This window comes from Flavobacterium sp. 9, assembly GCF_002754195.1.
In the GTDB taxonomy this organism is placed as follows: domain Bacteria; phylum Bacteroidota; class Bacteroidia; order Flavobacteriales; family Flavobacteriaceae; genus Flavobacterium.
In genome coordinates this window covers 707,119-721,511 of sequence record NZ_PEEU01000001.1, presented here as the reverse complement: position 1 = coordinate 721,511, position 14,393 = coordinate 707,119, and the positions used below count along the sequence as shown (strand labels likewise).

Below are 14,393 nucleotides of genomic sequence, written 5' to 3'. Positions count from 1 at the left end.
TTCATTTCCCGTAGCAGTTTGTAAAAACATGAGGATTACAAACTCTAAGATTCTTAAAGGCAAAAAGTACAGAGGTTATACAGCAAGTATGAGAAACTATTTTTATGGGGTAAAAGTTCAGTTATTGACAACTAAAAATGGAATACCGATAGCGTTTCATTTCACGCCAGGTAAAACAGCTGACATAAAAGCTTTAGGAAAAATGATGGATAAGCTGCCTGCTGAAGCATCGATTTATGGAGATAGTGCTTATACTGATTACGGTTTAGAAGATTTTGCCCTAATGAAAAAATGTGTTTTATTAAAAATTCAAGGAAAGTCAAATGCTAAACGAACAGATACAATAGAGCAAAAAAATGAAAAGTTAAAAATGAGAAAAAGAGTAGAAACAACAATAAGCGATATAAAAAAAATGTTTCCAAGAACTATACATGCAGTAACATTAGAAGGTTTTTTTGATAAAACTGACATTGTTTGTATTTGGACTCCAATTAAATAAAGCAATCAACTAGCAACTTGAATTAATTATTAAAATTTAAAAAAACAACACCATATGAAAGAAATCAAATCATTATCCAGTTATTTACAAAGTGTTGAACCAGAAAAAACGGCTCAACCAGAAAATAAAAAATCTATAATAAAAATTTTAATAGGCATAATATTTCTATTGTTAGTAGCATTTTTACACTTCCTATATGCCCTTTCAGAAGGATTAGGAGGAATGTGTGGATAAGGTCATATGCAAAAGGATCTTGATCTCTTACAGCTCAGAATGGCTTGCATGGCGCTAGCTTCTAGTGTAGTTTTGATAATTCAGGGAATTAAGGGATGGCATTTTCTGCAAAATACGTTGTACGCATCATTGGTTATTTTTCTTGTTTATGTATTATCTTTGTTTATTAATTTTTAAGATAGTAAGGCAAAAATTAAATACTTGATGATCTTATTTATGGTAACCTTTAGATTTCGTGGTTTTTTTATTTTATTTTATATAAAATAAGATTTGACTATTTAATAGATTATTGTGAAAAATTTGGTAAGTTGTTAATTTTACGGATGTATGCATCTATATTTTTTTTTGAAGATTGTTGTAAGTTTTGGAAATTAAATTAGGGGTGTCAAAACGGTATCCCAAATAAGCCACTCCAGAAGAAACTAAATTATTAACACTGCTTTGTACGTCATCATTGGCATTTGTTTCTGTAAAGGTAGCTTTTAAACCGCAAAAAAAGTTGTTTTTTTGATAGTTTACATTGGCATTAAAACCCAAAGTCTTGCTTAAACTAGTGTGGTAATTTACTTCCGGATTATTATTATTATTATTATTATTATTATTATTATTATTATTATTATTATTATTATTATTATTATTATTATTATTATTATTATTGAGAGATTCGTTTGAGTTTCTGAAACCGCCTCCAATATTAGTTCCGGCATATAGGTTGAAGCTAGGTGAGACAACCCAATTATATTGGTAGGAGAGCACCAATAAAAGGGAAAGGACATTATTATGATAACGTTGATTAGATTCCTGTTCATTATTGTTCTTGTATAAGTACATATAATTCAAAGTTGGAATAAAACTGCCTGCACTTTTCTTCTGGATTTGAGTTTGATATAAAAAAGATCGATATGAAAACCTATTTCCATTAAGAACATAAGCTGCAGTCCCTTCGAATTTTCTCACCCTATAATTGGGGAGTTGTAAATAAGAATCTTTTCCTAGTTGCCAATCTGGGATAAAATCTTCAGTATTGACTATATAGTATCCTTTAGTGTCGCTAAAATAAAAATTTTGATATAGCTTGTTGAGAAAAACACCAAACGAAAAGGAAATATCTTTTGATTTTCCTCTTAATTTATTATCTGATTTTGTCAGTCCCCATTTTTTTGGAACCGACAAGGCTATAGTAAGGATTTCATAGTCTAATGACAGTGAAATTTTGGAATTTACATTTGGGCTTATCATTAGGGTTTCGCGTGATTTTTTTTTTTTAAAGCTATAGGAATCAACTTTGCTATCAAGGAATAATTTGACAATTAATTTATCGTTTAAATTCTTTATATAAGTAGTGTCAGGAGTTATTTTATTTGTTTTGTAGTCTAAATTTTCCTGTCCGTAAAATTGTGCAGTTAAAAGAGAAAATACTAAAAAAAATTTTTTTTTAGTATATGGTATTTGAGTCATATAGATTTGTTTTAAATTATTTTGTTTCCATGTATTTAGTATAAATTTGCGAAGTAATCGGTGGTTAATAATTTTTAGAATACAAGTTTAATTTTATGTTGCTTTTTAATTTTTTAATTCCAAACATGTAATTATGCCCTTTAGTTTTAATGGACTTATGTTTTTGTGATTTGCGGTCGTCGAAAGATCATCTAAATTGAATGACAAAAAGTTTATTTGCTCCTCAATTATTATCTAGAAGTGAAATTTAGTCCATTGAAATAAAAAAAAACGCTTTATTTTTCTAAAATAGTGGAAAAAATCAAAGGTTATTATGAATTATTTAAAATGGGGTATTATCTGGACACATCTCATATTTTTTGTCTCCCATGACTTAGTCAGAACATTGACCAGATTTACAGACTCATGAATCCTAGTGGATTTTTGATTACAAATTAAGTAACAATAAAAACAATAAACATGTTTAAAAAGCCATTTAAATAAGGGCGTAGGATTAAAAAAAAATGGTAATCTAATTTTAATAGGTAAAATTCCAATGATTTTTTCAAGAATTACTAAAGATTTTTTTAGTGATTTTTCAATACCATTATACTGGTCTCTAAAAATATTATAGTTGTAATTTTATAAAAAGTTAAATGGTAATTGAATGAGGGATGTTAAAATAAAAATAACAAATAAATAAAATTTATAATGAAGATCAATAACTTTTTAGCGTATGTAAATATTTTTGTGTGGATTTTGAATGCTTTTTTATGTTTAAGTAGTGTGTTGATGTATTCATTAAATTATATTGGACATTTTTTTCTAGTACTAATTTTTATAGGCATTTCTTTTTTTGTTTTTAAAAGAAATTATTTATTGCAAAATGAAAAAGAAATTATTGTGCAAAGAAAAAAATTATCAATATTTATGCGATATGAGAATGGATTACAATTATTTGTATTATTGATTGGTCTGTTGGCAATTTCGGCTATTACTTCAAGACTTTTTAGTGAACACACTTCGTTGCTGGACTAAGCTCTGTAAAAGAACAATAGTGGTTTAGATAAATTTGCTATCACCATATTTGAATATTCAATATCAGCTAACTATTATTTCCCTATTTTGCTTTGATATAAGGGTAATGTAAGCGACAGGTTTAATTAAGCAAGTTAATTGAGTTTTAGTCCTAATTTTTGCAGGATACATGTTAGGACTTCTTTTAGTTAAAAAAATGTTATTTACTATTAAACATTATGAATGTATTATTGTGTTTTTATGGCTTATTTGCTCCTTTAATTGAGTTTATACTTACTTAATTTGCAATAGATCAATTGGGTTTTCCACTTATTTGATTAAACGTTGGTAAGGTGCTTATAATCATGATATGATTTAAGCACCTTTTTTTAATCTGCAATTGTATTTTAATAAAATACTTTTCTAAAAAAGGCTCTGTTTTTTTATTGTTGGATTTGTAATTCTAATGTTTTTTCGCCAAAATTTCTTGTTCACTTCAATAACTGTTTAATTGTTGAGTGATGGCGATATTTTTGATTTATAGTAAATAGTGTGTTGAAGTTCTATTTATAGATTGTAGAATTAATTTATAAAGCATTAGGGCTGTCTTTAATAGATGTTGGAATTAAATTGGAAAACAACAATGCAAAAAGATCCCAATAAAAAAAAATGATCTGTTTTAAACAAGTTGATTTCTAAAAAAAAATCTTTTGAATAAACTCGTTCGATGTCACCCCTTGCAATAAGCTTTATAATTATATTTTTACGGCTTTTTTGATACCTTATAATCTATTTGGAAATATTAATATTGTTTAAAACAAAAGAGAGCAAATTGAGGAAATTCTAATTATACGAAAGTATAAGTGTAAGAAGTAATAAGAAATTAAGGTTTTAAGGTTTGTCTTTCTAAATGATTATATGCTATTGCTATTTTAAAATGTATTTATGAAAAAGTTCTTTAGGAATAAAAAAAAATAGAATCACATCTTTTTTAGCAAAAAAATATTTTGATTAATGCGAGGAACAAAAGTTTGATTTAAACTTATAAAATTTAACAAGTGCTAAAACTAATTGTGAGATTTTTATTTTTTATACAATTTTATTTTTTTTGTATGAACACATGCACAAATACACAATTTTTTGCTAAAAAAGAATTAATTTAAAAAGAAGCTTTATTAAGAACTTTAAAACGCTGGTGTTTATTAGAAATAAAATATTAGTGATTATAGTTTTGATTTTTTGTAAAAACAAATAACTCTTTGAGGCAATTCTAAGTTTAAAAGCAACTATTTATTTACGGTCTACATTGTAGGGATTTTCACGTGGCACAAATTAATAACTAAAAAATGATCTTCGACAGAAAAAACCTTACAGACAATCAGCTATTAGATTTATATAAAAAATTATTAAAGCCCAGATTGATAGAGGAAAAAATGCTACTTCTAATCCATCAAGGAAAATTTTTCAATTGGTATTCCGGAATCGGACAAGAAGCTATTTCGGTTGGTGTTACAGCGGTTTTAGATGCAGATGAATATATTTTGCCAATGCACCGAAATTTAGGTGTATTTACAGGAAGAAATATTCCTTTATACCGACTTTTTTCGCAATGGCAAGGCAAAGCGAACGGTTTTACAAAAGGTCGCGAGGGAAACTTTCACTTTGGAAGCCAGGAATATTGTATTATTGGTATGATTTCACATTTAGGGCCTCAATTGGGTGTTGCAGATGGGATTGCTCTAGGGAATAAACTAAAAAAGAATAACAAAATCACTGCTGTTTTTACGGGAGATGGAGCAACGAGTGAAGGTGATTTTCATGAAGCATTAAATATAGCGGCAGTTTGGGACTTACCGGTAATGTTTATTGTTGAGAATAATGGCTATGGATTTTCAACGCCAACAAATGAGCAATATCGATGTGAAAACCTGGCCGATAAAGGAAGTGGGTACGGTATAGAAAGTCATATTGTTAATGGGAATAATATTCTAGAAATATATAATCTTTTATCAGAATTAAAAGCTTCTATGATTAAGAATTCACGTCCTGTTTTACTGGAATTTAAAACTTTTAGAATGCGTGGTCATGAAGAGGTAAGTGGTACACAATATGTACCGGAGGAAATAATAAAAATGTGGACAACAAAGGATCCTGTTGATAATTATAGAATGTTTTTACTAAATGAGGGTGTTCTCTCAGAAGAATATGATGCGATATTAAGAAATGAAATCAAGCAGGAAATTAATGAGCATTTAGCCATTGCAAATGCAGAACCTGAAATCATTCCTACTCATAGCGGAGAATTAGCCGATGTTTATAAACCTTTTCAATATGAAGGGGTTAGTCCTACATTGGAATATGAAAATAGTTGTTTTAAAGATGCTATCAGAAGTAGTTTAGAACAATCCATGCTGCGTTATAAAAACCTTGTAATTATGGGGCAGGATATTGCTGAATATGGAGGGGTTTTTAAAATTACGGAAGGTTTTGTAGAGATATTTAGAAAAGAACGTATAAGAAATACCCCAATTTGCCAAAGTGCGGTTATTTCTGCAGGAATGGGGTTATCCATTAACGGTTTTAAAGCTATTATCGAGATGCAGTTTGCAGATTTGGTTTCAACTGGGTTTAATCCTATTGTGAATTTATTAGCCAAATCGCATTATAGGTGGGGAGAAAAAGCGGATGTTGTAATTCGTATGCCTTGCGGCAGTGGTACAGGGAAAGGGCCGTTTCATCCACAAACCAATGAAGCCTGGTTTACCAAAACTCCGGGTTTAAAAGTGGTTTATCCAGCTTTTCCATTTGATGCAAAAGGGTTATTAAATACTTCCATAAGCGATCCGAATCCAGTATTGTTTTTTGAGCATAAAAAATTATATAAAGGTGTTTACCAAGACATACCAACAGACTATTATACGATTCCTTTGGGAAAAGCGGCGTTACTGAAAGAAGGAAGTTCTGTTACGATTATCACTTTTGGAGCAGCCGTACATTGGGCGCTGGATACTTTAGCTAAATTCCCGGATGTAGAGGCTGATTTAATCGATTTAAGAACACTGCAACCTCTAGATACTGAAACTATTTTTAGTTCGGTTAAAAAGACAGGAAGGGCTATTGTTTATCAGGAAGATTCTATGTTTGGCGGGATAGGAAGTGATATTTCGGCTTTAATTATGGAAAAATGTTTTAAATATCTGGATGCGCCGGTAAAACGTGTTGCAAGTTTAGATTCTCCTGTTCCTTTTGCAAAAGCACTGGAAGATCAATATTTGCCAAAAAGTCGATTTGAAAATGAGTTGTTAGATTTGTTGTCTTATTAGTATCTGATCGTGAGGTTTTGTAAGCTCTCGTGTAAAGCCTTTAACTTATAAGTTAGTAGTCTTTTCAATCTTGACGACTTGGTTTAAAAAGACATGAATTTATTCAAAGGTAATTGGAGTTATATTTCCTGATGCAATAATTTGCTTTTGTATGACTTCTTTTTTTTGTTCTAAAATATTTCAAAAAAATGGAAACACTTAACTTAAATTGTATAGTGTTGCTTAGTAAAGGAGGCTATGTAGGAGTTTGAAAAATTACCAACACTAAATTCTAAAAAAAATATGAAAAACCCATTTATTTTTATAGCTGTCTTGCTGTTTTATGGTTGCACCAATAATAAATTTAGTGGTACTGTTTATGATTATGACACGGAAAAACCTATAAAAAATGTATTTATAAATATTAATGGTAATAGAACTCAAACCGATAGTAGTGGATATTTTTGTATGGAAGTGAAATCAGATACAACATATGTAATTACCTTAAAAAAGAAAGCTTATGCTACTAAAAATATCTATCGTACATCAGATTCGCTGGGGAAATTTTCGAAGAGAAGTTTAAGATATAATAGGATTTATTTGTTTACTGAAGAAAGTGATTTTGGTAAAAAATAAGTGCTTTTATTTTAACAAGGAATTTAGAATAGTCCGTTTTTATTTTTCGCTAATAACACAGTATACAAATGATGTTTTTTAATTTTTTAGTAAAATCAGTACTCTAATTGATATTATTTTTAGAAGCGACATAACGTTGCTAATTATTATTATTAGTGTTTTCTATAATTGTATGGAAAAAATTGAATTTTTTAAGTTGAGCTAATTTTTATAAACATTTTAATAAAGAATACCGCTGTAAATATGAAGAAAAATAAATAATGGCTATTTAGATTATTCTATCATATGTACCGATGATATAAGATCGTAATGATTGGTAAGCAAGGAGAATTTGAGGATTAGAGATAAAATTTATTGTCCTATTTATGTGTCTTATTTCGCCTCGAAATTAAAAGTCTAATGTCGATATTTGTTTGGTTTTGGCTTTTAGGCACTTAAATTATATTGGATACGATTTAAATGTTTTCTGTTGCCGGAACAAAATACTAAATTCTCAAATTGTACGGAAGTAGTGATTAGAAAATTCGGATGTATTGGGAAGAGCTTGTAAATAGATTTATGTCAGGGGAGTTGGAAAAAAACGCATAAAAGTAGCGTTAGGTTTAAGAAAATTAAATTGGCAATTATGGGAATTACAAAAAAAATAAATATTAATATTGAAACAAAGACGATAGGAAAAATTAGCAAAGCACTCGGACATCCTACAAGAGTTCAGATTATGACACTGCTATGGAAAAGGAACAATAGAAGCTGCGGTGATATTGTTAACTTAATTCCATTATCGCAATCTACAGTATCTAAACATTTATTAGAATTAAAAAAAGCAAATCTGGTAAAGGTAAAAAACGAAGGTAAAAAAACAATTTATTCTATTGAAGTTGATACGATACAAATACTCAGAAAATATTTGACAAGTTATCTTCTGACTATAGAAGTTGCCGAACAAAATAAACTAACTGTTTTAACAACTCAGCATAAAGTAAGAACTGGAAAAAGTCATTTGAAACAATACAATTATCTATTTCCAGATAAAAAAATAAAAAGCGACAAAATTTTGTAAAAAAAAAGAAACTAATTACCTTAATTTAGGTTTGCTTTTTGTGTAATTAGCCCTCTTGTAATTCATCATGTATCAGTATCGCCATAAATCGCCTGATTCAGGTTAGAAATTTTAGTGGGGGTAATAGCGAATTTCCCATTGTTTGGACTTGTTGAAGTGCTTTAAACTATTGATTTATAGACAGGCTTTTGCAGTTTACGTTCGTATAATTGTTAATGCAGTATCTCGCATTTACTGGTGTTTATAATACCTTTTGGCAATAAGAATTTTTATTAATACTTGGAAAGCCGTATCTCACTATTATTATGTCCCATTGGTTTGTTTTTAGTTTGTGAATTATGTTTTATTTGCATCTTAGAAATGTAGTTGTTTAAACGAACTGGTTCAATATAGAAAAAAGTATAAGAATGACTTTTTAAAATAAAACAGCACTAATATATTGTTTTTATTTTGTGTTACCAATTGTAAGATGTTTTTTAAGTGTAAATAGTGTTTGATTAATTAAACTTATACTTTATTCGAGATTTAAAAATAAAACATTTTTTAGTCAATATCACTTATATAACAGTGGTGCGCAGGGAGTATAAACAGCTATTAAAACAGAAAAATGGACTGAAGAAATGTAAGGTAGTATTGTATTAAAGCTGAAATATGGCTAGTGTTTTGCCTGCTGGAGGTTGATATTGGACAGAATAATGCTTAATAGAAAAGTTGGTTCTCTTGATTTGAAGGTAAGGTAAGCGTTCTAATAATTTATGATATTATTTTGCATTCTCGATGGGATACTCATCTGCAATGATACACGGAAAATGGGATTGATAAAAAAGGAAAATTGTAATGCCTTTTAAAGATAACTAAATTTCTGATTAGGACAGAGAGGTAATGGATGTTCAACTTAATGGACAAAATTATCTAAGTGACATCAAAGGAAGAGTTGGTGAGGGTTGATAAATAGTGTGTATTGGTGTGGATCAAATGGAAGTTAATGTAAGCAGCGTTTTTTTTTGTTTTGTTTAGTTCTCTAAGAGTTTAGAAATTGGCATCTAGTAGAACTTTTTTGTGTAAAGTACCCGATGGCAAAGTTGAAATGTTATCATTAAAATTTTAATAAACTCTTTTTTTAAATTATAATTAATAGGTGAACACAAAATCTTATTTTTTTCAGTCTTTTGCAATTGTAGCTTTGGCGTTTGTAGCTTTCATTGGGTTTAAGCAAATCTTACCTGATAAAATATTTTCGGAGAGTAAAATCGATTCCAAAAATGTACTAATAGACAGTACACTTTTAGAGTCGGTAGCAAAAGATTCGTTGCCATTTAAAAATGATAGCATCGAGAAGAGCTCGCGAAAATTAGAATGGGGCAAGATAGTTTATGATGCCAATGAAGGGATCACATTTCCATCTGAGACTTTTGACAATTACAAAGGGTATCAATATTTGATTCCTTTTTATGAGAAATTATATCAGCTGGAAAAAAAACCACAAAGCAATGTTAGAATCGCTTATTATGGAGATTCTATGACCGACGGAGATTTGATTGTGCAGGATGTTCGTGCCAATTATCAGGAACGCTTTGGTGGAAACGGAGTTGGTTTTGTATCCATAACCTCAGAATCTGCTGCTTCGAGAGGTTCTGTAAAATCATTGTATTCTAAGAACTGGAAAATGCAATCGTATTTGAATGTGAGAAGTCCATCAAGTCCTTTTGGAGTAAACGGACATGTGTTTTTTGCAAATGATAAAACAAACGCAACCTGGGTTCAATATGAAGCAGGACCTAATAAAAATTCAACCTCTTTAGATAATCCAACCTTGTTTTACGGAAGATCGTCTAGGAGGGGAAATGTGAATTTTGTGATTGGAAAAGATACTTTAAGAAAAAACCTGATTCCGAATAATTTGGTCAATACCTTAAAAGTAACATCGGGAAGTATCAAAGCTTTCAAGGCAAATTTCTTTCATGCCGATTCAATTCCGATTTACGGATTTAATTTCGATAACGGAAAAGGAGTTCACGTAGACAATTTCTCGCAAAGAGGAAATTCAGGATTGCCAATTTCGGCTTTTGACACTGGTGTAATGCAAGGATTCAATACTAATTTGAAATACGACCTAGTCATTTTGCATTATGGCACCAACGTACTGAATTACGGAACTAAAAATTATTCCTGGTACGAAAAAGGAATGAAAAAAACGGTGAATAAAATCAAAGAGTCTTTTCCGGGTGTTTCTATTTTGATTATTTCAACTGCCGATAAATCGACAAAGTATAGTTTTAAAATGAAAACAGATTCTGCGGTAGTTCCTTTAATGAAAGCTCAAAAAAGATATGCATTGGAAACCGAATCCGGATTTGTAAATTTATACACTTTAATGGGTGGTGACGGATCAATGGTAAAATGGGTTGATGAATCTCCTGCGAGAGCCAATAAAGATTATACGCACTTTAACCAACGAGGTGCAAAAGTAGTTGCTAAATTATTGTATGATCAATTAAATAACGGTTATGAAGAGTACAAGAAATTGCGTGAAAAACGTGGTGCCATAATTAGCTGGTAGATTGACAAATAAAGACTGCGTTTTTATGTAATAAAATATAACCTAAATGACTAGATTTCTAATTTTTTTTTGTTGCCTTTTTTTCTTTGCAAACGATAAATCTAGATCGACAGATTCACATCCAATAGCAAAAAATATGATTCAAAAAGGCTATTCAGCAGTGATTGAGCCTATTGCTGATCAGGATGTTTATAATGCGAAAGCATTGGAGGTTTTTTTTAAGAAACTAGTAGAAAATGAAAAGCATAACAATCAAAAGATAAATATTGTCCATATTGGAGATTCTCATATTCAGGGTGATTTAATGACCAATCAAATCAGAAAGAATTTGCAGCGAAAATTTGGAAATGCCGGACGAGGATTAGTTTTTCCATATCAGTTGGCCAAAACAAATGGTTCTTACAACGAGCGTTTTCATTCGAACACAACATGGGAAAGTTATAGCGATATTCATCCTATTAAAAAGTTCCCCGTTGGCCTAAGCGGAATTGCACTCTGGAGAGATAATGACGGTTTTACAGTTGAATTGAATGTCAAAGATACGGCTTATAAGTTTAATACAATTTGCATTATTACGCCTCGAAATCAGAATATGTTTGATTTGGCAACATCATCTCAAACAAAAATAATTCAAACGAAAGAGCGAAAAGTAATCACACATAAAATCAAAAAGGGAGAAGTGATATCGACTATTGCCGACAGGTACAAGGTTTCAGTTGCCCAGATCAAAAGAGAAAATGGTCTAAAGTCAAGTAATATTCCTGTAGGGCGAACGTTGAAAATTTTGACTAACGAAATAAAACCTAAGAATATTACCAGTTCAGAATTTGTTCCCTTAAATCTTAGATTTGATTCATTTAGTCACTATTATCATTCAGATAAAGCATTAGATAAAATTTTTCTGATTCCAAATAAAAACGCTTCAAAATACGAACTAAACGGAATTGTTCTCGAGAAAGATTCACCGGGTTTAATTTACAGCAGTATTGGAGTAAATGGATCTAAGTTTTCGGATTACAATAAATATCCTTTGTTTTTCGAGCAGTTAAAAGCATTACATCCCGATATGTTGGTTCTTTCTTTAGGAACAAACGAAAGCTACGATCACATGGAAGCTCCGGCATATATTGAGCAATTGCGCCAATTTATAAAAAAAGTAAAAGAGCAAAATATAAACGTTCCGATAATTATTAGTACGCCGGCGCCTTCTCTGCTAAAAGGAGGAAGGACTAATACTTACGTATACGATTATGCGAGAGGCATAATTCAAATTGCCGAAAGCGACAATGTTGCTGTTTGGGATTTATATGATGAATTTGGTGGAATCAATGGAATCAATCAATTGAAAATTCAAGGATTAATTGGGCCGGATTGGGTTCATTATTCTAAAAAAGGATATGAAAAACAAGGTGATTTGTTTACACAGGCATTTTTAAGCGCATACAATAATTTTAAATTAAAGAAGTAAGTTGACTACAATTGATAGCATAAATAATTGGTTTGTTCAAAATTTTGGTGCAATTACCTTAGAGCAGGCTAAAAGCTGGTTTATATACAATCCCGAAGAAAAATTACTCTTTAATACAGGTTTATTCTTAGGACTGTTTTTGGTTTTTTATTTTGTGTATGCTTTTTTACGCAAGACATTTTATTTGAGATTAACGTATGTTATACTCTTCTCGCTTTTCTTTTATTATAAGTCAAGCGGAATTTACTTTCTATTATTGTTGCTTTCATCTGTTGTCGATTATAGCCTGAGCCAGATTATTTTTAAAGCAACAAAAGAAAGTACTAAGAAAATTTATCTGGTAATAAGTGTCATCCTGAATTTAGGACTGCTTGGATATTTCAAGTACATGAACTTTATGATTGTAACGTTCAATGATATGTTTCATGGTAATTTCCAGCTTCATGATGTTTTTCTTCCTGTGGGAATTTCGTTTTATACTTTTCAGTCGATGAGTTATATTATTGAGATTTACCGTGAAGAAATTAAACCGACAAAAAACTACATCGAATATTTATTTTTCGTTTCGTTTTTCCCACAATTAGTAGCTGGGCCAATTGTTAGGGCAAAAGATTTTCTTCCTCAGATTTACCAAAAATTAAATCTGACAAAGCAAGATGTAAACAACGCCTTGTTTTTGATTATTGGCGGATTAATCAAGAAAACAGTAATTTCAAATTATATCTCCATAAACTTTGTTGACCGTGTTTTTGATACGCCAATGAATTATACGTCATTCGAAAACTTAATGGCATCTTACGGATATGCCATTCAGATTTATTGTGACTTCTCGGGATATTCAGATATGGCAATTGGAATCGCTTTGTTATTAGGATTCAAATTACCAGCCAACTTTAGAACACCGTATAAATCAACTTCGATAACGGATTTTTGGAGAAGATGGCATATTTCATTGTCAACCTGGTTAAAAGATTTCTTGTATATTTCTATAGGAGGAAACAGAGAAGGAACATTTGCAGGGTTTTTATTCCCAAGTTTATTCTTCTTTGGATTATTGCTTTGGGGAATTTCAAATGTAAATGTGAGCTTTATTCCGTTAGGAATAGCAATTGGAGCGCTTGTGGTTTTTTGTTTGACATTTTTACTTTCGAAGAAAAAAAATCAAACGCTGGTAACCAATTTTAATTTATTTACCACAATGCTTTTAGGAGGTTTGTGGCATGGAGCAGGAGCACAGTTTATTATTTGGGGAGCATTGCACGGTTTGGCATTGGCGGTTCATAAAATTTTCTTAGAATTTTTTCCTTCCAAAAAAGAAGGTAAAAGTTCCGGTTTTTTATGGAGATTCTTTTCAATCCTAATAACGTTTCATTTCGTGGTTTTCTGCTGGATCTTTTTCCGTGCCAGAGATTTCGAGACAGCCATACAAGTAATCAACAATATTGGTCAGTTAACATTTGAGCCGGAACAATGGAAAGTAATAGTTTTAGGATATAAAAATGTGTTTGGATTAATGCTTTTCGGATATGTTTGGCACTTTTTACCAGAAGTATTTACATCCAAAATGAAATTTGTTTTCGATAATACACCTTTACTGCTAAAAGCCGTAATTCTGGGCTTCGTCTATTGGATTGTTTACGCAACAGCCGTTGCAGGTTCACAACCCTTTATTTATTTTCAGTTTTAAAAAAGGGTACAAAGCAATACAGGCTATATTATTAAATAATATAGCCCCAAGTAGTCACAACAAGTATTATTTTGATTTTTTTGTTCAAAATCATTAGAAACTATTGGTCCATTTTTGTATAATATTTTTCGGAATCATCTTTATCATGAAATCCAGGTGAACAGAAACGTGAATTTGAAAATTTTCTTTCTCTTTTGCTTTTTAGATCACAGAGTATTCTTTTGTATTTGTCAAACATCAGGCAATGAAATAACTCGTTGGATCTCTATAGTTGAATGACTGAAATTATCAATAATAAATTCTCCATTTTAGTCTTACAATAAAGAAGCATCTTGATATAAAATCTGGATTTTTATTTTTTGCAATAAATTATTAAGATGTTCCAAAATAAAATCGAAAGAATTAACACTATTAATTGTAACATTCTCCAGCTGTATTTGTTTTTTTTAATATTGTTTTTCCGAAAAAACTGGAATTATCATGATTTAGAAAA

The 14,393-nt window shown here is 30.4% G+C and carries 10 protein-coding genes; 9 read left to right on the top strand and 1 reads right to left on the bottom strand.

The window, feature by feature from the left end; translation table 11 throughout:
* Positions 1-28: 28 nt before the first annotated feature.
* Together CLU81_RS27060 and CLU81_RS02670 are read left to right on the top strand one after the other, a co-directional pair.
* Positions 29-499, top strand: coding sequence for a transposase (locus CLU81_RS27060; RefSeq protein WP_233209640.1), 471 nt, complete (start codon positions 29-31; stop codon positions 497-499).
* Between the two features lie 54 nt (positions 500-553).
* Positions 554-733 carry a hypothetical protein gene (locus CLU81_RS02670; RefSeq protein WP_099708412.1) on the top strand — a complete coding sequence of 60 codons (180 nt, stop codon included), beginning with the start codon at positions 554-556 and terminating at the stop codon, positions 731-733.
* Positions 734-1,066: 333 nt separating this feature from the next.
* Here CLU81_RS02670 and CLU81_RS02665 read toward each other — a convergent pair whose 3' ends face one another.
* A complete protein-coding gene (locus CLU81_RS02665) occupies positions 1,067-2,191 on the bottom strand; it encodes a DUF4421 family protein (RefSeq protein ID WP_099708411.1) in 1,125 nt (374 codons plus the stop codon).
* Positions 2,192-2,881: 690 nt separating this feature from the next.
* On the opposite strand from CLU81_RS02665, the gene CLU81_RS02660 reads away from it, so the two are divergent.
* The 7 genes from CLU81_RS02660 to CLU81_RS02630 all read left to right on the top strand — a co-directional run bounded on the left by CLU81_RS02660 (position 2,882) and on the right by CLU81_RS02630 (position 13,900).
* On the top strand, positions 2,882-3,208 hold the full coding sequence (locus tag CLU81_RS02660; protein ID WP_144444460.1) for a hypothetical protein: 327 nt from the start codon (positions 2,882-2,884) through the stop codon (positions 3,206-3,208).
* A gap of 1,325 nt (positions 3,209-4,533) precedes the next feature.
* Positions 4,534-6,510, top strand: coding sequence for a thiamine pyrophosphate-dependent enzyme (locus CLU81_RS02655; RefSeq protein ID WP_099708409.1), 1,977 nt, complete (start codon positions 4,534-4,536; stop codon positions 6,508-6,510).
* Positions 6,511-6,792: 282 nt separating this feature from the next.
* Entirely contained in the window at positions 6,793-7,125 is a 333-nt protein-coding gene (locus tag CLU81_RS02650; protein ID WP_099708408.1) for a hypothetical protein, read from the top strand.
* Positions 7,126-7,750: 625 nt separating this feature from the next.
* Positions 7,751-8,185 (top strand): helix-turn-helix transcriptional regulator, encoded by a 435-nt coding sequence (locus CLU81_RS02645; protein ID WP_099708407.1) that lies wholly within the window; start codon positions 7,751-7,753, stop codon positions 8,183-8,185.
* Between the two features lie 1,138 nt (positions 8,186-9,323).
* Positions 9,324-10,745, top strand: a complete 1,422-nt coding sequence (locus CLU81_RS02640) for an SGNH/GDSL hydrolase family protein (protein WP_099708406.1) — start codon at positions 9,324-9,326, stop codon at positions 10,743-10,745.
* Between the two features lie 136 nt (positions 10,746-10,881).
* The gene (locus tag CLU81_RS02635) at positions 10,882-12,213 is read left to right on the top strand and encodes a GDSL-type esterase/lipase family protein (protein WP_233209639.1); all 1,332 of its coding nucleotides are present in this window, start codon (positions 10,882-10,884) and stop codon (positions 12,211-12,213) included.
* Position 12,214: 1 nt separating this feature from the next.
* Complete coding sequence (locus CLU81_RS02630) at positions 12,215-13,900, top strand: MBOAT family protein (protein ID WP_099708404.1); 1,686 nt, start codon at positions 12,215-12,217, stop codon at positions 13,898-13,900.
* Positions 13,901-14,393: the final 493 nt, after the last annotated feature.

What these genes read in the sequence shown, in the direction of transcription:
- CLU81_RS02635 (WP_233209639.1), top strand. Translation starts at nt 10,882, where the DNA reads ATGATTCAAAAAGGCTATTCAGCAGTGATTGAGCCTATTGCTGATCAG.
- CLU81_RS27060 (WP_233209640.1), top strand. Translation starts at nt 29, where the DNA reads ATGAGGATTACAAACTCTAAGATTCTTAAAGGCAAAAAGTACAGAGGT.
- CLU81_RS02650 (WP_099708408.1), top strand. Translation starts at nt 6,793, where the DNA reads ATGAAAAACCCATTTATTTTTATAGCTGTCTTGCTGTTTTATGGTTGC.
- CLU81_RS02645 (WP_099708407.1), top strand. Translation starts at nt 7,751, where the DNA reads ATGGGAATTACAAAAAAAATAAATATTAATATTGAAACAAAGACGATA.
- CLU81_RS02665 (WP_099708411.1), bottom strand. Translation starts at nt 2,191, where the DNA reads ATGACTCAAATACCATATACTAAAAAAAAATTTTTTTTAGTATTTTCT.
- CLU81_RS02670 (WP_099708412.1), top strand. Translation starts at nt 554, where the DNA reads ATGAAAGAAATCAAATCATTATCCAGTTATTTACAAAGTGTTGAACCA.
- CLU81_RS02660 (WP_144444460.1), top strand. Translation starts at nt 2,882, where the DNA reads ATGAAGATCAATAACTTTTTAGCGTATGTAAATATTTTTGTGTGGATT.
- CLU81_RS02655 (WP_099708409.1), top strand. Translation starts at nt 4,534, where the DNA reads ATGATCTTCGACAGAAAAAACCTTACAGACAATCAGCTATTAGATTTA.